General features: G+C 68.5%; 19 protein-coding genes. 11 read left to right on the forward strand and 8 right to left on the reverse strand.

Annotated elements, in window-relative coordinates:
• Positions 1 to 42 precede the first annotated feature (42 nt).
• Positions 43 to 450 carry a hypothetical protein gene (locus LGN10_RS04810; RefSeq protein ID WP_226222019.1) on the reverse strand — a complete coding sequence of 136 codons (408 nt, stop codon included), beginning with the start codon at positions 448 to 450 and terminating at the stop codon, positions 43 to 45.
• A 268-nt stretch (positions 451 to 718) separates the two neighbouring features.
• On the opposite strand from LGN10_RS04810, the gene LGN10_RS04815 reads away from it, so the two are divergent.
• The 3 genes from LGN10_RS04815 to fumC all read left to right on the forward strand — a co-directional run bounded on the left by LGN10_RS04815 (position 719) and on the right by fumC (position 4,042).
• Positions 719 to 937, forward strand: coding sequence for an RNA-binding S4 domain-containing protein (locus LGN10_RS04815; RefSeq protein WP_006486208.1), 219 nt, complete (start codon positions 719 to 721; stop codon positions 935 to 937).
• Positions 938 to 1,074: 137 nt separating this feature from the next.
• Positions 1,075 to 2,463, forward strand: coding sequence for a multidrug efflux MATE transporter NorM (gene norM / locus LGN10_RS04820; RefSeq protein ID WP_059574033.1), 1,389 nt, complete (start codon positions 1,075 to 1,077; stop codon positions 2,461 to 2,463).
• Between the two features lie 184 nt (positions 2,464 to 2,647).
• Positions 2,648 to 4,042 carry a class II fumarate hydratase gene (gene fumC / locus LGN10_RS04825; protein ID WP_059574034.1) on the forward strand — a complete coding sequence of 465 codons (1,395 nt, stop codon included), beginning with the start codon at positions 2,648 to 2,650 and terminating at the stop codon, positions 4,040 to 4,042.
• 46 nt (positions 4,043 to 4,088) lie between these two features.
• Here fumC and LGN10_RS04830 read toward each other — a convergent pair whose 3' ends face one another.
• Both LGN10_RS04830 and LGN10_RS04835 read right to left on the reverse strand, forming a co-directional pair.
• Positions 4,089 to 4,601, reverse strand: a complete 513-nt coding sequence (locus tag LGN10_RS04830; protein ID WP_023475851.1) for an acyl-CoA thioesterase — start codon at positions 4,599 to 4,601, stop codon at positions 4,089 to 4,091.
• A gap of 163 nt (positions 4,602 to 4,764) precedes the next feature.
• Positions 4,765 to 4,905, reverse strand: coding sequence for a hypothetical protein (locus tag LGN10_RS04835; RefSeq protein ID WP_185722998.1), 141 nt, complete (start codon positions 4,903 to 4,905; stop codon positions 4,765 to 4,767).
• A gap of 187 nt (positions 4,906 to 5,092) precedes the next feature.
• On the opposite strand from LGN10_RS04835, the gene LGN10_RS04840 reads away from it, so the two are divergent.
• Together LGN10_RS04840 and LGN10_RS04845 are read left to right on the forward strand one after the other, a co-directional pair.
• Entirely contained in the window at positions 5,093 to 5,800 is a 708-nt protein-coding gene (locus tag LGN10_RS04840; RefSeq protein ID WP_059638245.1) for an ArsR/SmtB family transcription factor, read from the forward strand.
• Between the two features lie 150 nt (positions 5,801 to 5,950).
• Complete coding sequence (locus LGN10_RS04845; protein WP_226222021.1) at positions 5,951 to 8,512, forward strand: DUF6600 domain-containing protein; 2,562 nt, start codon at positions 5,951 to 5,953, stop codon at positions 8,510 to 8,512.
• 97 nt (positions 8,513 to 8,609) lie between these two features.
• On the opposite strand, the gene LGN10_RS04850 is transcribed toward LGN10_RS04845, so the two are convergent.
• Genes LGN10_RS04850 through LGN10_RS04860 form a run of 3 tightly spaced genes read right to left on the reverse strand, consistent with a single transcriptional unit; the run spans position 8,610 to position 11,338 of the window.
• On the reverse strand, positions 8,610 to 9,581 hold the full coding sequence (locus LGN10_RS04850) for a thymidylate synthase (protein ID WP_226222023.1): 972 nt from the start codon (positions 9,579 to 9,581) through the stop codon (positions 8,610 to 8,612).
• Positions 9,582 to 9,623: 42 nt separating this feature from the next.
• The gene (locus LGN10_RS04855) at positions 9,624 to 11,021 is read right to left on the reverse strand and encodes a sigma-54 dependent transcriptional regulator (RefSeq protein ID WP_226222024.1); all 1,398 of its coding nucleotides are present in this window, start codon (positions 11,019 to 11,021) and stop codon (positions 9,624 to 9,626) included.
• Positions 10,997 to 11,338 carry a hypothetical protein gene (locus LGN10_RS04860; protein WP_226222025.1) on the reverse strand — a complete coding sequence of 114 codons (342 nt, stop codon included), beginning with the start codon at positions 11,336 to 11,338 and terminating at the stop codon, positions 10,997 to 10,999. Before LGN10_RS04860 ends, LGN10_RS04855 begins: the two co-directional genes overlap by 25 nt.
• A gap of 288 nt (positions 11,339 to 11,626) precedes the next feature.
• Between LGN10_RS04860 and LGN10_RS04865 the strand changes: the two genes are divergently transcribed.
• Together LGN10_RS04865 and LGN10_RS04870 are read left to right on the forward strand one after the other, a co-directional pair.
• The gene (locus LGN10_RS04865; protein WP_226093723.1) at positions 11,627 to 11,839 is read left to right on the forward strand and encodes a hypothetical protein; all 213 of its coding nucleotides are present in this window, start codon (positions 11,627 to 11,629) and stop codon (positions 11,837 to 11,839) included.
• Between the two features lie 287 nt (positions 11,840 to 12,126).
• Positions 12,127 to 12,627 (forward strand): dihydrofolate reductase, encoded by a 501-nt coding sequence (locus LGN10_RS04870; protein WP_226222026.1) that lies wholly within the window; start codon positions 12,127 to 12,129, stop codon positions 12,625 to 12,627.
• Positions 12,628 to 12,711: 84 nt separating this feature from the next.
• Here LGN10_RS04870 and pmbA read toward each other — a convergent pair whose 3' ends face one another.
• Entirely contained in the window at positions 12,712 to 14,082 is a 1,371-nt protein-coding gene (gene pmbA / locus LGN10_RS04875; RefSeq protein WP_059574040.1) for a metalloprotease PmbA, read from the reverse strand.
• 127 nt (positions 14,083 to 14,209) lie between these two features.
• Between pmbA and yjgA the strand changes: the two genes are divergently transcribed.
• A complete protein-coding gene (yjgA, locus tag LGN10_RS04880; protein WP_275906232.1) occupies positions 14,210 to 14,812 on the forward strand; it encodes a ribosome biogenesis factor YjgA in 603 nt (200 codons plus the stop codon).
• A complete protein-coding gene (gene mog / locus LGN10_RS04885; RefSeq protein ID WP_124657629.1) occupies positions 14,796 to 15,404 on the forward strand; it encodes a molybdopterin adenylyltransferase in 609 nt (202 codons plus the stop codon). Before yjgA ends, mog begins: the two co-directional genes overlap by 17 nt.
• 34 nt (positions 15,405 to 15,438) lie before the next feature.
• On the opposite strand, the gene orn is transcribed toward mog, so the two are convergent.
• Positions 15,439 to 16,059 carry an oligoribonuclease gene (orn, locus tag LGN10_RS04890; RefSeq protein WP_226222027.1) on the reverse strand — a complete coding sequence of 207 codons (621 nt, stop codon included), beginning with the start codon at positions 16,057 to 16,059 and terminating at the stop codon, positions 15,439 to 15,441.
• A 125-nt stretch (positions 16,060 to 16,184) separates the two neighbouring features.
• On the opposite strand from orn, the gene LGN10_RS04895 reads away from it, so the two are divergent.
• Both LGN10_RS04895 and rsgA read left to right on the forward strand, forming a co-directional pair.
• Positions 16,185 to 17,444: a M48 family metallopeptidase gene (locus LGN10_RS04895; RefSeq protein WP_124657630.1), complete on the forward strand. Its 1,260-nt coding sequence runs from the start codon at positions 16,185 to 16,187 to the stop codon at positions 17,442 to 17,444.
• Positions 17,441 to 18,382: a ribosome small subunit-dependent GTPase A gene (gene rsgA / locus LGN10_RS04900; RefSeq protein WP_124859513.1), complete on the forward strand. Its 942-nt coding sequence runs from the start codon at positions 17,441 to 17,443 to the stop codon at positions 18,380 to 18,382. Before LGN10_RS04895 ends, rsgA begins: the two co-directional genes overlap by 4 nt.
• Positions 18,383 to 18,432: the final 50 nt, after the last annotated feature.

Consider the following 18,432-nt stretch of genomic DNA (forward strand, 5'->3'; position numbering starts at 1 on the left):
GCGTCGTCCGAAGGCGAGCATCGCGACGGCGCCGCGCACCGCTTACTGCGTGGCGCCCTGGGCCGATGCACCGCCCTGCGTGCCGACCGATGCACCGCCCTCGGTCGCGTCGTCGGCCTTCGCCTTCGCCTTGGCCGAACCCGCATGGCTCTTGGCCGACTTCGCCGCATGCTTCGCGTGCTTCTTGGTCGAATGGACGGCCGACGACGTCGTATCCTTCGCACCATCGGCTGCCGCGCCGACCGCATCGGTCGCACCGGTCGTCGCATTGCCCGACGCGTTCGCGCCGGCACCGCCCTGCATGCCTGCACCGGCACCTGCCGCCGGCGTCTGCGCCTGCACGCCGGCACCGGCCGCGCCTTGCGTGGTCGTGCCGGTCTGGGCGAATGCGGCCGAAGTGGCGAACGCCGTCAGCGCGGCACCGATCAGCATCGTACGAATCTTGGACATGGCAATTCTCCTCAAGAAGTTGTGCGCCCGGACCACGGCGATGCGGTCCGTTGCATGCCCCACCGCAACACGCGGCAGGTACGACAGAAGACCGGCGGCCCGCGCGGCCGGTTCGCGAATCTCTCAGACTGTTACCCACCGTTTCATTTGCTGACGAATCGCTCACAGTCCTTTACATCCGCCGGCGACCACCCCGCGCTCGCGTGCCGACGCGCGGTGCCGTATGATGCGGAGCGTTTCCTTCCGCGCGTTGCGCACCTTCCTCGTCATGCCCAATCTGGATTTCACGCTGACCGGCGAATACGTCGAGTTGCACAACCTGCTCAAGATCACCGGTCTCGCGGACAGCGGCGGCACCGCGAAGCTGATCGTCGCGTCCGGCGCCGTGAAGGTCGACGGCGCGGTCGAGCTTCGCAAGACCTGCAAGATCCGCGCGGGCCAGGTCGTGCTGCTCGGCGACACGCGCATCGCGGTACGCGAAGCGTAGCGACCGCGGGGGTTCCCCTGCCCGTGACATGGCCATCGGCGCACGCGTTCGACACGGTACGCATAAAGCCGTAAGCTAGCCGTCTCTCAAAATAAATACACAGAGCGCGGGCCCGCACCCGCGCGAGCGCCCATTCCATGTCGCATTCCGGTCTCACGCGGACGGCCGCCGCGCCGCCGTCCCTGTCCAGTCATGCCGCCGATACCGCGCGCCTCGCCGCGCCGCTCGCGATCGCGCAACTTTCCCAGATGGCGATGAGCGTCACCGACACGGTGCTGCTCGGTTCGCTCGGCCCCGATTCGCTCGCGGCGGGCGGGCTCGGCGCGAACTTCTTCTTCGTGATCGTGACGATCCTGCAAGGCGTGCTGTCGTCGGTCAGCGTGAGCGTCGCGCATGCGCGCGGCGCGCAGGCCGAGGACCGCGTGCCGCACATCTACTGGACCGGCTTCGCGCTGTCCGTGCTGCTCGCGATTCCGGCCATCGTCGCGCTGTCGCTGGCCGAACCGATCCTGCTGATGTTCCACGAGCCGCCGCTGCTCGCGCATCACGTCGGCGAATACACGGGCATCCTGCGCTTCGCGGCGCTCGGCAGCCTGATCGGCGTCGGGCTAATGCGCGCGTTCCTGCCGGCGATCGGCGCCGCGCGGCGGCTGCTGTGGGTGTCGATCGGCGGCGTCGGCGTCAACGGCGTGCTGAACTACGGGCTGATCCACGGTGCATTCGGGCTGCCGCGCCTGGGCTTTCTCGGCTCGGCCGTCGCGACGACGATCACGATCTGGCTCACCGCGCTCGCGCTGATCTGGCTGCTGCACGGCCGGCAGCGCTTTCGCCATTTCGTGACCGCCGCGCGCCCGAAGCTTCCCGTGATGGGCGAGCTGATCGGCATCGGCTGGCCGGTCGCGATCACGTATGGCGTCGAATCGACGCTCTTTCTCGCCACCGGCCTCACGGTCGGCGTGCTGGGCGCGACGTCGCTCGCCGCGCACCAGATCGCGCTGAACGTCGCGTCGGTGTCGTTCATGGTGCCGCTCGCGATCGGCCAGGCGGCGAACGTGCGCGTCGGCTACTGGGTCGGCGCGGGCTCGCCCGTCGCCGCGCGGCACGCGGGCTTCGTCGCGCTCGCGCTCGGCGTCGGCTTCATGTCGCTGTCGGGCCTGGTGATGATCGTCGCGCCGCATACGATCGTCGGCCTGTACCTGCACCTCGACGATCCGGCCAACGCGGCGACGGTATCGCTCGCCGCGTCGCTGCTCGGCATCGCCGCGGTGTTCCAGATCGTCGACGGGATGCAGACCGTCGCGTCGGGTGCGCTACGCGGCCTGAAGGACACGCGCATCCCGATGCTCGCCGCGACCTTCGGCTACTGGGGCATCGGCTTCCCGACCGGCTACTGGTTCGCGTTCCACGCCGGCCTGGGCGCGCGCGGCCTGTGGTGGGGGCTCGCGGCCGGCCTCGCGAGCGTTGCCGCGCTGATGGCCTGGCGCTTTCACCGCAAGACCACCTCGCTCATCGCGGCGGCGCGCTAGCGCCTGTTTGCGCGCGCAACGCGCCCTGGGCGCGACACAACACGAAATCGCGGCCGGCGCTATCCTTGTCGGCTGAGCACCTCGAGACGCCGCGCAAGCGGCGCGACTGCCTCACGATACGTCTGATTACGTCTGACGCCGCGCGACGACGCGCGGCCTTTCCCCTTTCCAGGAGGAGTGCATCATGAACGAAGCAGTTCGGATGGAACGCGACACGTTCGGCGAGATCGCCGTGCCGGCCGACCGGCTCTGGGGCGCGCAGACCGAGCGCTCGCTGCAGAATTTCCGGATCTCGACGGAGAAGCAGTCGCCCGAGCTGATCCACGCGCTCGCGATCGTCAAGCGCGCCGCGGCGGCCGTCAACCAGTCGCTCGGCGTGCTCGCCGACGACAAGGCACACGCGATCATCGCGGCCGCCGACGAGATCATCGCCGGCAAGCATCCGCGCGAATTCCCGCTCGCGGTGTGGCAGACGGGCTCCGGCACGCAGACCAACATGAACCTCAACGAGGTGATCGCGAACCGCGCGAGCGAGCTGATGGGCGGCGAGCGCGGCGAGGCGCGCAAGGTTCATCCGAACGACGACGTGAACCGCGGCCAGTCGTCGAACGACGTGTTCCCGACCGCGATGCACATCGCGGCTGCGTATGCGATCGTCAACCACCTGCTGCCGGCGCTGCGCACGCTGCGCGCGACGCTCGACGCGAAGTCGAAGGCATTCGCCGACATCGTGAAGATCGGCCGCACGCACCTGCAGGACGCGACGCCGCTCACGCTCGGCCAGGAGTTCTCCGGGTATGTCGCGCAGCTCGACCAGGGCATCCGTCACGTCGAATCGGCGCTGCCGCACCTGTACGAGCTCGCGCTCGGCGGCACCGCGGTCGGCACGGGGCTGAACGCGCATCCGGCGTTCGCGGTGCGCGTGGCCGACGAGATCGGCCGTCTGACGAAGCTGCCGTTCGTGACCGCGCCGAGCAAGTTCGAGGTGATGGCGGCCGCCGACGCGCTGGTGTTCGCGCACGGCGCGCTGAAGACGGTCGCGGCGAGCCTGATGAAGATCGCGAACGACGTGCGCTGGCTCGCGAGCGGGCCGCGCTGCGGGCTGGGCGAGCTGTCGATTCCGGAAAACGAGCCGGGCAGCTCGATCATGCCGGGCAAGGTGAATCCGACGCAGTCGGAAGCCGTGACGATGCTGTGCTGCCAGGTGTTCGGCAACGACGTCGCGGTCAACGTCGGCGGCGCGAGCGGCAATTTCGAGCTGAACGTGTTCCGGCCGATGATCGCGCACAACGTGCTGCAGTCGGTGCGGCTGCTCGCCGACGGCGCGCAGAGCTTCAACGATCACTGCGCGGTCGGCATCGAGCCGAACCGTTCGCGGATCGACCTGTTGCTGAACGAATCGCTGATGCTCGTGACGGCGCTCAATCCGCACATCGGCTACGACAAGTCCGCGCAGATCGCGAAGAAGGCGCACAAGGAAGGCACGACGCTGAAGGCGGCCGCGCTCGCGCTCGGCTACCTGACGGAAGCGGAATTCGATGCGTGGGTACGCCCCGAGCAGATGATCGGGACGCGGTAACGGCGGAACGACGGGCGCGGCGCGACGAGCGCGGCGCCCGCGGCACTCAGACGGTGCCCTTCGCGACTTCTTCCGGCTTCATCTCGACGATCTTGTCGAGCGCGGCCCGCACGTCGGCCGCATATTTCGCCAGTACCCGCTGCTCGTCGGTTTCCGGCACGAACGGCGGTACCGGCACCGGGTTGCCGTTCTCGTCGACCGCGACGAACACGACGAGGCAATCGGTCGTCTGACGCAACACGCCGCCCTTCGGATCGCCGGCGTGCACCGACACATGGATGTGCATGCTGGTACGGCCCGTCGCGACGACGCGCGCCTTCAGCTCGACCAGATTGCCGACCAGGATCGGACGCTGGAAGCGGATGTTGCCGACGCTGACCGTCACGCAATAGCGGCTCGACCAGACCGCGGCGCACGCATACGCGACTTCGTCGATCCACTTCATCAGCGCGCCGCCGTGCACCTTGCCGCCGAAGTTCACGGACGAAGGCTCGGCAAGGAAGCGGAATACGGTTTCGGTGCGGTCGAGGGCGGCCGGCACGGGGGACGGTTGGGGCATTGTTCTGGCTCCAGGCGGCAGGGGCGCTGTAATCGGGCCATTATACGTTGCACTGCGGCAATGCGTCGCGGCGAGCCCCGTGTGGCGGGGCTGCCGCGGCCTGCCGACGAGAGCTGTTCACGCCAATAACGGGCTTGCGCTGGCCCGAGCCGAACGGCACCGGTCACCGGCGCACCGTGATGCCCTGGTCGATCGTCCCGTACATCTCGATATTGCCGCCGCGCGCTCCGGTCGCGCCCGCGCCACCGGGCGCACAGGCCGCGCAGAGGAGCGCGGCCGCCAACACACAGAAAATCGTCTTCATCTTCGCATCGCGTCACATGCGGCGGCCCGCTGCCGCCGCGTCCGGCCATTCTACGCGTGCCCTGCAACCGCCCGCGGCCGGTCCGCGCAGCGGCGCCGCCGCTGCGTTCGACATTTCATCCGAAAGCGAAACATCGAATGCGGGCACCGACTACACTGCCCCTCATCCCGCTCGACGAGACACGACGATGACCGATCAAGACGACCACCATTTTCCAGGCCTGAGCCGCATCGGCGCGCTGCTCGCCGATCCCGGCCGCGCCGCGATGCTGTGGGTGCTGATGGACGGCAGCGCGCGCCCGGCCGGCGAACTGACGATGATCGCGGGGCTGTCGCCGTCCGCGGCCAGCGCGCACCTCGCGCGCCTGACCGAAGGCGGCCTGCTGGCCCTCGACGTGCGCGGCCGGCATCGCTACTACCGCATTGCATCGGCCGACATCGCGGCCTCGCTCGAAGCGATGGCCAACGTCGCCCGCGCGGCCGCGCCGCATCGGCCGGTTCCGCCGCCGTCGCGCGCGGTCCCGGCCGAACTGCGCTATGCACGCACCTGCTACGACCACATGGCCGGCGAGCTCGCGGTGCGCATCTTCGACGGCCTCACCGCGCGCGGCTGGCTGCTCGCAAACGGCGACGCGATCGAGACCACGGAGCTCGGCACGCAGGCGCTCGCGCAATGGGGCATCGACGTCGCGCAGCAGCGCACGCGCCGGCGCCGCTTCGCGTGCGGCTGTCTCGACTGGAGCGAGCGGCGCTCGCACCTCGGCGGCGCGCTCGGCGCGGCGCTGCTCGATAGCTTCTGTTCACACGGCTGGATCGAGCGTGCTGCCCGGCCGCGCGTGCTGCGCGTCACGGTGCGCGGGCAGCAGGTTTTCGACGCGTGGCTTACGTCCGCTTGACGCCGGCATTGCAACTGCACGACAACGGCGCGCGATGGAGAGGTTTTGTTACATCGCGTGCCACTCGACTTACAAAACACCGTGCCTTGAAACAGGCCAAGCGGATATTGTGAACTCGACGGCACGAATCGACGCGCCGCGATCACGACAATGACGCTCACCATGGCCACCCTGTTCACGCTCAAGCGCACCGCCCGCTGCACGCTGCTCGCGTTCGTCGCGCTTGCGGCGCTGCCGCCCGCCGTCGCGCAATCAGTCGACGCGCCGCCGAATATGACCGCGGCGCGGCAACCGGGCGGCGATCCGCCGGGCCGCGTCGCGCGGCTCAATTACCTGTCGGGCGCCGTGACGACCGAACCGGCCGGCACCGATACGTGGTCGTATGCGGCAGTCAACCGGCCGCTGACGACCGGCGACCAGCTCTGGAACGATGCCGGCGCGCGCTCGGAACTGCACGTCGGCTCGACCGCGGTGCGGCTCGGCGAATCGACGAGCCTGTCGGTGCTGAACCTCGACGACACGACGACGCAGTTGAAAGTGGGACTCGGCACCGTGTCGACGCACGTGCGCGGTCTGCCGGCCGGCGGATCGTACGAAATCGACACGCCGAATCTCGCGCTCGGCATCACGGGCCCGGGCGACTACCGCGTCGATGTCGCGCCGAATGGCGCGAGCACGACGGTGACGATGCGCAGCGGCAGCGCGACCGTCTACGGCAGCAACGGACAGTATCCGCTGTCGCCCGGCCAGCAGGTCGTGTTCACGGGCACCGACCTGCAGGTCGCGCAGCAATCGGCCGCACCGGCCCCCGACGCGCTCGACCAGTGGGCCGCCAGCCGCGACGCGGCCGAAGCGCGCTCGGTGTCGGCCCGGTACGTGTCCCGCGACATTCCGGGCTACCAGGATCTCGACGCAAACGGCACGTGGCGCGAAACCCCGAATTACGGCGCGGTATGGGTGCCGAACAACACGCCGGCCGACTGGGCGCCGTATCACGACGGTCACTGGATCTGGCAGGCGCCGTGGGGCTGGACCTGGGTCGACGACGCGCCGTGGGGCTTCGCGCCCTATCACTACGGCCGCTGGGCGTACGTCGACGACAGTTGGGCATGGGTGCCCGGCCCGATGGTCGTCAGCCAGCCGCCCGTCTACGCACCGGCGCTCGTCGCGTTCGTGGGCAGCGGTGGCGGCGGCGGTTCCGACTGGAGCGTCGCGCTCACGGTCGGCGGCGTGGCCGCGGCCGGCTGCGCATGGTTCGCGCTCGGCCCGGGCGAGGCGTGGCATCCGGGCTGGGGCGGCTGGAGCCCGCACTACTACGACCGCGTCAACCGCAACATCGTGGTGAACAACGTCAACGTGAACAAGACCGTGAACGTGACGAACATCACGAATATCACCAACATCAACAAGACGTACGTGAACTTGCGCGCGCCGCACGCGATCACGGCCGTGCCGGCCGCCGCGTTCGTGCACGGCCAGCCGGTCGCGCACTTCGCGCAGCCCGTCGATCCGCGGCAATGGCGCAACGCGCACGTGATGCCGGGCACGCCCGGCATCGCGCCGGTGCGCCAGAGTTTCACCGGCGGGCTGCGCAATGCCGGCTACCGCCCGCCGGCGGCGATCGCGCAGCACCCGTTCGTGGCGACGCGCAATCCGGCCGTGCCGGCCGCGTATCGCGACCAGGCCGCCGCCCACCTCGCGCAGCAGGGCGGGCGCGTACCGGGGGCCGGCGCGCCCGTCGTGAAGACGAACGTACCGGCCGACTATACGGCTCGCCCGGTCCGCGTGCCGGGCAAGCCGGGCGGCGGCGCATGGGCGATGCACAACGTGCAGCTCGTGAATCCGCACGGCCCGGTCGTGCAGCCGGCCCGCGCGCCGCGCGAAGGCCAGCCGGCCGACGTGCGGGCTGGACAGCCGGGCGCACCGGCGCCGGGCATGCCGAATGTCGCGCGGCCGGCGAACGGCGAAACGCCCAACGCACCGCGTTTCGCCAACGGCGGCACGCCGCAGGCGCCCGGCAATCCGATGCCGCATCAGGCGTTCGCGCCCGGCAATGGCGTCCCGCATCCGCCGGGCGCGAACGACGTTCCGGCGCGGACGGGCGATCCGCACGCAGCGAACGCGCCGTCGCCCGTGTGGATGCAGCCGCACACGCCGATGGCGCATCAGCGCCCTGCTCCAGCTGCCGCGCTACACGCGGCGGGACAGAACGCGCTGCCGCCCGTGCGCAGCGCGGCAATCCCGCATCCGGACGGCGTGCCGGCTCCGCAGGGTGGGCAATCCGGCGGGCGCAACGAAGCGCCTCGCGCGCTGCCGCAACCGCAGTCCGACCATACCGCGCAGATTCCGCAACCGCATCCGCGCCCCGATTTCCCGACGCCGGCCCGGCATGCGCAGCCGCAACCGGAGCGGGCCGCCCCCGCGCCGCAACCGCGCCCGGACTTCGCCCAACCGGCGCCCCGTCGCGAAGTCGCGCCGCCGCGCGTGAACGAGTACCGTCCGCCGGCGCCCGCGGTGCACGACATGCCGCGTCCGCAGCCGCAGGCGCCGCGCATGGAGCCGCGGCCGCAACCGGCGCCCCGCATGGAACCGCGCCCGTCGATGCCCGCCCCCCGGATGGAACCACGGCCGCAGCCGGCGCCGCACGTCGAGGCGCCGCGCCCGGGCAGCCCGCCGCCGCAGGGCGGCCACGAAGAGCGGCATCGCCAGTAAGTGCCGCGGACATGAAACAAAAGGCTCGACCGGCTGATACCGGTCGAGCCTTTTTGCGGCGTGCGGATCGATGAAACCGCGCGGCCCCGCCGCGCGATCAGACCGCCATCGGCGCGGTCAGCGGCTCATGGTGGCGATAGCCGACGAGCGAGAAATCGGACGGCTCGATCTGCTCCAGCCATTCCGGCGCATAGACGCCCGTCTTCGCGCACTCGGGCACGCGCTCGGCAATCTCGAGCCGCGGGCTTTCGTACGGGTCGCGCGTGAGCTGCCGTTGCAGCATGTCGAGCTGGTTCTCGTAGATGTGGGCGTCGCCGATGAAATACGTGAACCAGCGGGGCGTGTAGCCCGTCAGCCGGCCGACGAGCGACAGCAGCGCGGCGCCTTCGGTCAGGTTGAACGGCGTGCCGAGGCCGACGTCGTTGCTGCGGATGTACAGGCACAGCGAGATTTCGCGCTTCGTCGCGTTCGGCAGGAACTGGTACAGCAGATGGCATGCGGGCAGCGCGATCTGGTCGAGCACGGCCGGATTCCACGCGTGAAACAGGATACGGCGATCGGACGGGTTCTCGATGATCGTGTCCAGGCACTGGCGCAACTGGTCGATCGCCTTGTACAGCAGCACCTTCGACGTGCCGTCCTCATCGAAACGCGTGACGATCCGGAAGCCGCGGCGCGTCGCATCGGCGATCTGCGCGTCGGCGCTCGCGTCGAGCACCTTGTAGCCCGGCCACTGGCGCCATTGCACGCCGTAGACGTCGCCGAGATCGTCCACGCCCTGGCGATACGGGTTCGCGAGCCACTGCGCGTTCTCGTTCGCGTTCGCATCCCACACCTTGCAGCCGAGCGCGCGGAAATCGGCCGCGCTGCGCGATGCGCGCAGGAAGCCGACGAGCTCGCCGATCGCGGACTTGAACGCGAGCTTCTTGGTCGTCACGGCCGGGAAGCCTTGCTGCAGGTCGAAACGCAGCATCGCGCCCGGCATGCTGATGGTGCGGATTCCCGTGCGGTTCTCCTGCCAGGTGCCGGTATCGAGAATGGTACGAACGAGATCGAGATACTGTTTCATGCGGGTTCCTTCGGCCGCGAGGGGCGGCCGCACCCGCCAATTTTAGCAAGCGTGGCGCGGAAGCTCCGGCAACGGCGCCGAAAACCCTGCCAGCGTGTCGCCGCGCTCGCGCATGCCGTGCGCGCACATCAGCCGGTAGAGCGTGACGCGCGACACGCCGAGCTCCCGCGCGGCATCCGCGAAACGGCCGCGATGGCGCAGCAGCGCCTGCTCGATCGCCTGCCGTTCGGCCGCCTCGCGCGCCTCGAGCAGCGACACCGGCGCGAGCGTCGCATAGTCGTTCAGTTCGAGGTCGGTCGCGGTGATCATCCGGCCTTCCGACATCACGATCGCGCGGCGCACGCGATTGATCAGCTCGCGCACGTTGCCGGGCCACGAATAGCCGTACAGCGACGCGACCGCGTCAGGGGAAAAACCGCGCAGGCGGCGATGCGCATCGCCCTTGAAGCGCTCGAGCATGTGGCGCGCGAGCACCTCGATGTCCTTGCCGCGCGCACGCAGCGGCGGCTCCTCGATCTTCAGCACGCACAGCCGATGAAACAGGTCCTCGCGGAAGCGCCCTTCGCGCAGCGCCGCTTCCATGTCCACGTGCGTCGCGCAGATCACGCGTACGTCGACCGGCACCGACACGTGCGCGCCGAGCCGCTCGATCTTGCCCTCCTGCAGGAAACGCAGCAGGCTCGCCTGGCTTTCGAGCGGCAGATCGCCGATCTCGTCGAGAAACAGCGTGCCGCCGTTGGCGGCCTCGACGCGACCGATCTTGCGCTGGTTCGCCCCGGTGAATGCGCCGCGCTCATAGCCGAACAGTTCGGCCTGCAGCAGCGTCGACGGTATCGCCCCGCAATTGATCGCGATGAACGGCGCCTGCGCGCGCGACGACCGCTCGTGAATCGCGACCGCCGTCAGCTCCTTGCCCGTCCCCGACTCGCCGGAGATGAACACCGGTGCGTCCGTCGCCGCGACACGGCGGATCGTCCTGAAGAGCCCGAGCATCGCATCGCAGGTGCCGACCATCTCGCCTTCGGTACGCCCGGCGCCGACGGGCGGCGCAACGGCATCGGTCAGTGCGACCATGCCGTGCGCATGGCCGACGGTCTCGACGATGCGCGCCGTTTCGTACGGCATCGTCACGTAGTCGAAGCAATAGTCGCGGATGAGATGGCGCAGCGTCGCGTCCTGCAACTGGCCGCGCCGCGTCGCCGCGATCCAGCCGATGTGCTGGATGCTCAGGCAGGATTCGAGTTCGCGCAGATCCGACGGCTTGAAGCCCGGCGAAAAATCGAGCAGGCCGGCGGTTGCCACGCCCTGTTGCACGACGCGCCGCACGTCGCGCACGGTCTCGGCAAGATCGACGCGCCAGCCGCATTCGTCGAAATGGCCGCGCAACGCATCGTTCGGTTCGCGCGAATAGTAGATCACGTGCCGCTGATCGGCTCCCATATCCTCACCCCGTTCATCAACCGTCTAACGATTGCCGCACACGTCAGGTCGCGTGCAAAAGGATCGAATCGGGTCAGCCCAAGGTGGCTCGATTCGCCATGCCGATGCGCGGCAACGACAATGCCTCGCATGATGGCGCTTATCTTGCGTCCAGTTATTTTGATCAAACAGCTTGTTACAGGCGCAGAATACGACAAGCCCGTTTCAGCGCCGATGGCGATCCGGCCCAATCGCTCAGGAGGTCGATGCAGATCAATCATCTGCACATAGCGCATGCGCAGGAAGGGTTCGTCATCAACACACGCGCCGATTTTCATCCTTGAAGCGGGTTGGTTGAATCAGCAATATTCCCGAGCCCCCTCGTTTCAGGCCTGAAACATTTTCAGGCGTTTTCGGCCACAATTCTCAACGCTCGAGCGCGAATCGCAATGGCGGCAATGGTCCCGGTATCGTGGCATGTATTTCGCTGAATACGGAAACGACCGGAGACAGTCACCATGCGAAAAATCCTTTTACTTTCTTTCGTGCCGACGACGCTCCTGCTTTCGGCCGCCGGCCCGCCTGCCCCCGCATGCGCGGACGAAGGCATGCGGCCGGATCGCGCGATGCTGCTTGTCGAAAATGTGCCGGTCAGGCAGCACGGCAACGGGTTCGGTATCGTGACCGTGTCGGCGCCGCAACCGCTGCCGGCGCGCCAGGCCTCCGTGACGCTGTGGGACGAGATTCCACCGCCGCCCCAGTTGCCGATGCCGGCACCGCAACCGGGCAACATGCAGCATGCGATGGGAGGCAACGCGCGAAGCAATACGCATCCCTGATCATTTTCCGTGTCGATTCAATCAGGATTGCGTATTGAACCGACGATCCGGTCGGACGGAATGCCATCGACCGGAACCGGTATCGCCGATCTCGCGACGCAAAATGTTTTGGTGCTCCGTCCCCCGGCGGGCACTCTTTTTATTCGGACGGCCGCCGTGATGCGGGCATCCCGCGTCGCGGCGCACCGCGCAACACACGCCGATGCCCACGTGGGCAGGCGGAATCCGGCGCGCGCCGCCGTTCCGGTAAAATCGGCTCATTGCATGTCCCCTCTTCCCCGACCTTCATGACGACGTTGACCCTGATCGTCGCGCGTGCCCGCAACGGCATCATCGGCCGCGACAACCAGTTGCCCTGGAAACTTCCCGAGGATCTCGCGTTCTTCAAGCGCACGACGATGGGCGCGCCGATCGTGATGGGCCGCAAGACCCACGAGTCGATCGGCCGGCCGCTGCCCGGCCGCCGCAACATCGTCGTCACGCGCGACGCCACGCGCCGTTTCGAAGGCTGCGACACGGTCACGTCGCTCGCCGACGCGCTGGCGCTCGCCGCGCGCGACGGGGTGCCCGAGGCATTCCTGATCGGCGGCGCGCAACTCTATGCGGAAGGTCTCGCGCTCGCCGACAAGCTGGTCATCACCGAGATCGATGCCGATTTCGACGGCGACGCGTCGTTCCCGGCGCCCGACGCCGCGCACTGGCAGGAAGTCTCGCGCGACGCGCATCAGGCTGCCGCGCCGAACTCGTTCGGCTATGCGTTCGTCGTCTACACACGCAAGCGCGGCTGACGCCTTCTTCCGCACGATGAAAAAACCCGACCGGCTCACGCCGGTCGGGTTTTTCGTTGACTGTCGGCCTGCGCCGCGTGCGGCTTACTGCCCGGCGATCGTCATCTGCTCGATCAGCACCGAGCCGGTTTCCTTCGTGCCGCGCACGATCGAATCCGCACCGATCGCGACGATATGGCGGAACATCTCCTGCAGCGTGCTGGCGACGGTGATTTCCTCGACCGGATACTGGATCACGCCGTTCTCCACCCAGAAACCCGCCGCGCCGCGCGAATAGTCGCCGGTCACGTAGTTCACGCCCTGCCCCATCAGCTCGGTCAGCAGCAGGCCCGTACCGAGCTTCTTCAGCATCGCGTCGAAGTCGTCGCCCGCCTGCGTGTTCGAGCTGCGCAGCGCGAGGTTGTGCGAGCCGCCCGCGTTGCCGGTCGTTTGCGTGCCGAGCTTGCGCGCCGAATAGGTCGACAGGAAGTAGCCCTCCACGACGCCGTCCTTCACGACGCTGCGCGCACGCGTGCGCACGCCTTCCTCGTCGAACGGCGCGCTGCCCATCGCGCGCGGCACGTGCGGATCCTCGACGACCTGGATGTGCGGCGCGAACACCGGCTTGCCGAGGCTGTCGACGAGGAACGACGTCTTGCGGTACAGCGCGCCGCCGCTCACCGCCTGCACGAATGCGCCGAGCAGGCCGGCCGCGAGCGGCGCCTCGAACAGCACGGGCACCTTGCGCGTGTCGAGACGGCGCGCGCCCATCCGCGCGAGCGCGCGCTCGGCCGCGTAGCGGCCCACCGCTTCGGGCGCGGCGAGATCGATCGCGCTGCGCTTCGACGAATACCAGTCGTCGCGCTGCATGTGACGGCCGCTGCCCGCGATCGGTGCGCACGCAATGTAGTGGCGCGAGTACGGGTAGCCGGCGAGGAAGCCGCGCGACGTCGCGAGCACGAACTGCGAGTGCTGCGCCGACACGCTCGCGCCTTCCGAATTGCGAATCTGCGGGCTGACCGCGAACGCGGCGTCTTCCGCGCGGCGCGCCAGCTCGACGGCCTCGTCGGCGCTCAGCGCCCACGGGTGGTACAGATCGAGGTCGCGCGGGTCGGTTTCGAGCAACTCGGCTTCGGCAAGGCCGGCCGCTTCGTCCTCGGCCGTGAAGCGCGCGATGTTGTAGGCGGCGGCGACGGTATCCTTGATCGCGGCCGGCGAGAAGTCCGACGTGCTCGCGTTGCCGCGCTTCTTGCCGATGAACACGGTGACGCCGACCATCTTGTCGCGGTTGTGCTCGATCGTTTCGACTTCGCCGCGGCGCACCGACACCGACAGGCCGTCGCCCTCGGAGATTTCGGTCGCGGCGTCCGTCGCGCCGAGCGCCTTCGCATGGCGAAGGATGTCCGATGCGATTTCCTTGAGCTGGTCCTGCGTGTGCGGGAAATAGCGCGCTTGTACGTCGAGATTGGCTGCCATCGTCTTGGTATCCGGTGGCGGGCGGGCGCCCGCATGGTCAAAATGTTGCGTATCCCGCGATCATAGCAAGGTCCGGGGCCGCGCACAGACAAGCTTGGGGTGTCCGCGCCGCGATACAATGCGGCCCATGACACGCAAAACCCGAATCCAGCCGATCGAACCTGCCGTCGAGGACGACGACCATGGCTACGATCGCCCCAGCAAATCCCAGTTGAAGCGCGAAATGCACGCGCTGCAGGAACTCGGCCAGGCGCTCGTCGACCTGCCGAAGGATGCGCTCAAGCGCATGCCGATGCCCGAAGACCTCGCGGACGCCGTGCGCGAGGCGCGCCGGATCACCGATCACGAAGGCAAGCGCCGCCAGCTCCAGTACGTCGGCCGCGTGATGCGCTCGCTGACCGACGACGAAACGGCCGCGCTGCGCACCGCGCTCGACGCGCAACGCGGCGTAAACAAGGCCGCCACCGCCCGCCTGCACTGGATCGAGCGCACGCGCGAACAACTGCTCGCGAGCGACGACGCGCTGACCGAATTCCTGCGCCAGCACCCCGACGCCGACATCCAGGAAGGCCGCACGCTGATCCGCAACGCGCGCAAGGAAGCGCAGCAAGGCAAGCCGCCGCGCTATTTCCGCGAGCTGTTCCAGTGGATCAAGGCCGCGGGCGGCGCATCCGACAGCGACGACGAAGCGGCCGACGACGCCGGAGACGACCATGACGACGAAGCGTAACCATCCGGACGAGCTCGTGGTCGGCCTCGTGTCGATCAGCGACCGCGCGAGCACGGGGATTTACGAAGACAAGGGCATTCCGGCGCTGCAGGAATGGCTCGCCGGCGCGCTGGTTTCGCCGTGGCGCGCCGAGACGCGCCTGATCCAGGACGACACACCGACGATCTCGGCCACGCTCGCCGAACTGGTCGACGTCGCCGGCTGCGACCTCGTGCTGACGACGGGCGGCACGGGCCCCGCGCGCCGCGACGTGACGCCGGAAGCCACGCTGGCCGTGGCGACGAAGGAAATGCCGGGATTCGGCGAACAGATGCGGCAGATCAGCCTGAATTTCGTGCCGACCGCGATCCTGTCGCGGCAGGTCGCCGTGATCCGCGAAACGGCCGACCATGCGGCGCTGATCATCAACCTGCCCGGCCAGCCGAAGTCGATCCGGGAAACGCTGGAAGGGCTGCGCGACGCCGACGGCAAGTCGACTGTGCCCGGCATCTTCGCCGCGGTGCCCTACTGCATCGACCTGATCGGCGGCCCGTATATCGAGACCGACGCCGCGGTGGTCGCGGCGTTCCGGCCGAAAAGCGCGCGGCGCTGAGCGTTTGCCGCGCGCCGCACGCGTGCCGGCCTGCTCAGGCGGCCGGCACGGAATCGCCTGCCGGCGCCGAGGCGGCCGGAATCAGGAAATGCTCGCGGTAGTACTTCAGCTCGTCGATCGACTCGTGGATATCGGCGAGCGCCGTGTGCATCGCCCGCTTCTGAAAACCCTTGTAGATGGCCGGCTGCCAGCGGCGGCACAGCTCCTTGAGCGTACTGACGTCGAGATTGCGGTAGTGGAAGAACCGCTCGAATTCGGGCATCCAGCGCGCCATGAAGCGGCGGTCCTGGCAAATCGAGTTGCCGCACATCGGCGACTTGCCCGGCGACACGTACTGCGCGAGGAACGCCTGCAGTTGCGCGGCGGCTTCCGCCTCGGTCACGGTCGATGCGCGCACGCGGTCGATCAGCCCCGAACGGCCGTGCGTCGACTTGTTCCAGTCGTCCATCTTCGCGAGCGTCTCGTCGCTCTGGCGGATCGCGAACACCGGGCCCTCGACCGCGACGTCGAGCGTGGAATTGGTCACGACGACCGCGATCTCGATGATGCGGTCGTTATCCGGGTCGAGGCCCGTCATTTCCATGTCGAGCCAGACGAGGTTCAACTCGTTGCGCACGAGCGCGGGCTGGCTGGCGGAAGCGGCGGTATCGGTCATGATTCATCCTGGAAAATGGCGGACCGGGCGCGCCGATGCGGCGCCGCCCGGGCGGCCGGCATCGCGTGAGCGGGGCCGGTCCGCAAGAACATATAATTCTCGCATAGAACCCTTTGGCGCCTTCGATGTCACCCTTTTCGTTCACCCTGCTGTTCGCGATCGCCGTGCTCGCGATGGTCGTCACCAAGCTGTGGCTCGCGTCGCGGCAGATCCGCTTCGTCGCCGCGCACCGCAACGGCGTGCCCGCGCAGTTCAGCGCCACCATCCCGCTGACCGCCCACCAGCGCGCGGCCGACTACACGGTCGAGCGCACCCGGCTGACGATGTTCGAGATCGTCGTCAGCGCGGCCGTGCTGGTCGGCCTCACGCTGCTCGGCGGCGTGGGCGCGCTCGACACGCTGCTGACCGGCTGGCTCGGCCGCGGCTACGGGCAGCAGGTCGCCCTCGTCGCCGCGGTGCTCGTGATCACGGGCGTGATCGACGTCCCGTTCGAGTACTACCGCCAGTTCGGCATCGAGCAGCGTTTCGGCTTCAACCGAATGACGAAGCGGCTGTTCTTCACCGACATGCTGAAAAACACGTTGCTCGGCGCCGTGCTCGGCCTGCCGCTGCTGTTCGTCGTGCTGTGGCTGATGAATCAGGCCGGCAGCCTGTGGTGGCTGTGGACCTGGATCGTGTGGGTCGCGTTCCAGATGCTCGTGCTGCTGATCTACCCGACCTTCATCGCGCCGCTCTTCAACAAGTTCGAGCCGCTGAAGGACGATGCGCTGCGCGCGCGCATCGAGTCGCTGATGAAGCGCTGCGGCTTCGCGGCCAAGGGCCTGTTCGTGATGGACGGCAGCCGCCGCTCCGCGCACGGCAACGCGTACTTCACGGGTTTCGGCGCATCGAAGCGGATCGTGTTCTTCGACACGCTGCTCGCGCGCCTGTCCGGCCAGGAGATCGAAGCCGTGCTTGCGCACGAACTCGGCCACTTCAAGCGCCGCCACGTGATGAAGCGGATGCTCGTGTCGTTCGTGCTGAGCCTCGTGCTGCTCGCGCTGCTCGGCTGGCTCGCGCAACGCACGTGGTTCTATACGGGGCTCGGCGTCACGCCGTCGCTCGACACCAGCAACGCGGGCGCCGCGCTCGTCCTGTTCTTCCTCGCGATTCCCGTGTTCCTGTTCTTCGCGACGCCGTTCAGCAGCCTCACGTCGCGCAAGCACGAATTCGAGGCCGACGCGTTCGCGGCCAGCCAGACCGACGCGCAGGATCTCGTCAGCGCGCTCGTGAAGCTCTACGAGGACAACGCGTCGACGCTCACGCCCGACCCCGTCTACACGGCTTTCTATTACTCGCATCCGCCCGCGTCGCAGCGGATCGACCGCCTGCTGCAGCACGCATGAGCCGGCCGACCTCCCGCAAGCCGGCCGCGCGCGCGTCGGGCGCGCAACGGGCCGAAGGCCGCGTGATCGCGGCGCACGGCCGCCACTACATCGTCGCCCCAGACGACGGCGGCCCGATGCTGCAATGCTTCCCGCGCGGCAAGAAGAGCGACATCGCGGTCGGCGACCGCGTCGTGTACGAACTCGCGTCGGCCGACCAGGGCGTGATCGTCGAGATCGGCGAACGGCGCAACCTGCTGTACCGCTCCGACCAGTTCAAGTCGAAGCTGTTCGCGGCGAACCTCGACCAGTTGCTGATCGTGCTCGCGACCGAGCCCTATTTCAGCGAGGATCTCCTCGGCCGCGCGCTGATCGCGGCCGAAGCGAACGAACTGAAGCCGCTCGTCGTGCTGAACAAGATCGACGTCGAGGCCGCGCTGCCGGTCGCGCGCGAGCGCCTCGCGCCGTACCGCGCGCTCGGCTACGACGTGCTCGAGCTGTCGGTGAAGGGCGCGCCGGACGACGCGCGTGCACAACTGATGCCGCACCTCGCCGGGCATTCGACGATCCTGCTCGGCCAGTCCGGGATGGGCAAATCGACGCTCGTGAACCTGCTCGTGCCCGACGCCGAAGCCGCGACCCGCGAGATTTCGGCCGCGCTCAACAGTGGCCGTCACACGACGACGTTCACGCGCCTGTACCCGCTGGAAGGCGGCGGTGCGCTGATCGATTCGCCGGGCTTCCAGGAATTCGGCCTCTACCACCTGACCGAAGGCCGTCTCGAACGCGCGTTTCCGGAATTCCGGCCGTTGCTCGCGGACTGCCGTTTCTATAATTGTCATCATCTGCACGAGCCCGGCTGCGCGATCCTCGAAGCCGTCGCCGACGGCCGTATCGCGCCGTCGCGGCACGCGCTGTACGCGCAACTCGTGCACGAGGCGAGCCAGATCGTCCGCTGATCGCGCGAGGTGCGCGACGGCCGGCCGGCGCCATGCCGGCCTTCATCGAC

Origin of the sequence: Burkholderia sp. AU32262, assembly GCF_020419985.1 — a bacterium.
GTDB classification, from domain to species: Bacteria; Pseudomonadota; Gammaproteobacteria; order Burkholderiales; family Burkholderiaceae; genus Burkholderia; species Burkholderia semiarida.

Excerpts from the sequence above, each read along its gene's own strand:
- LGN10_RS04810 (WP_226222019.1), bottom strand. The coding sequence starts at position 450 with ATGTCCAAGATTCGTACGATGCTGATCGGTGCCGCGCTGACGGCGTTC.
- LGN10_RS04815 (WP_006486208.1), top strand. The coding sequence starts at position 719 with ATGCCCAATCTGGATTTCACGCTGACCGGCGAATACGTCGAGTTGCAC.
- norM (WP_059574033.1), top strand. The coding sequence starts at position 1,075 with ATGTCGCATTCCGGTCTCACGCGGACGGCCGCCGCGCCGCCGTCCCTG.
- fumC (WP_059574034.1), top strand. The coding sequence starts at position 2,648 with ATGAACGAAGCAGTTCGGATGGAACGCGACACGTTCGGCGAGATCGCC.
- LGN10_RS04830 (WP_023475851.1), bottom strand. The coding sequence starts at position 4,601 with ATGCCCCAACCGTCCCCCGTGCCGGCCGCCCTCGACCGCACCGAAACC.
- LGN10_RS04835 (WP_185722998.1), bottom strand. The coding sequence starts at position 4,905 with ATGAAGACGATTTTCTGTGTGTTGGCGGCCGCGCTCCTCTGCGCGGCC.
- LGN10_RS04840 (WP_059638245.1), top strand. The coding sequence starts at position 5,093 with ATGACCGATCAAGACGACCACCATTTTCCAGGCCTGAGCCGCATCGGC.
- LGN10_RS04845 (WP_226222021.1), top strand. The coding sequence starts at position 5,951 with ATGACGCTCACCATGGCCACCCTGTTCACGCTCAAGCGCACCGCCCGC.
- LGN10_RS04850 (WP_226222023.1), bottom strand. The coding sequence starts at position 9,581 with ATGAAACAGTATCTCGATCTCGTTCGTACCATTCTCGATACCGGCACC.
- LGN10_RS04855 (WP_226222024.1), bottom strand. The coding sequence starts at position 11,021 with ATGGGAGCCGATCAGCGGCACGTGATCTACTATTCGCGCGAACCGAAC.
- LGN10_RS04860 (WP_226222025.1), bottom strand. The coding sequence starts at position 11,338 with ATGAAAATCGGCGCGTGTGTTGATGACGAACCCTTCCTGCGCATGCGC.
- LGN10_RS04865 (WP_226093723.1), top strand. The coding sequence starts at position 11,627 with ATGCTGCTTGTCGAAAATGTGCCGGTCAGGCAGCACGGCAACGGGTTC.
- LGN10_RS04870 (WP_226222026.1), top strand. The coding sequence starts at position 12,127 with ATGACGACGTTGACCCTGATCGTCGCGCGTGCCCGCAACGGCATCATC.
- pmbA (WP_059574040.1), bottom strand. The coding sequence starts at position 14,082 with ATGGCAGCCAATCTCGACGTACAAGCGCGCTATTTCCCGCACACGCAG.
- yjgA (WP_275906232.1), top strand. The coding sequence starts at position 14,210 with ATGACACGCAAAACCCGAATCCAGCCGATCGAACCTGCCGTCGAGGAC.
- mog (WP_124657629.1), top strand. The coding sequence starts at position 14,796 with ATGACGACGAAGCGTAACCATCCGGACGAGCTCGTGGTCGGCCTCGTG.
- orn (WP_226222027.1), bottom strand. The coding sequence starts at position 16,059 with ATGACCGATACCGCCGCTTCCGCCAGCCAGCCCGCGCTCGTGCGCAAC.
- LGN10_RS04895 (WP_124657630.1), top strand. The coding sequence starts at position 16,185 with ATGTCACCCTTTTCGTTCACCCTGCTGTTCGCGATCGCCGTGCTCGCG.
- rsgA (WP_124859513.1), top strand. The coding sequence starts at position 17,441 with ATGAGCCGGCCGACCTCCCGCAAGCCGGCCGCGCGCGCGTCGGGCGCG.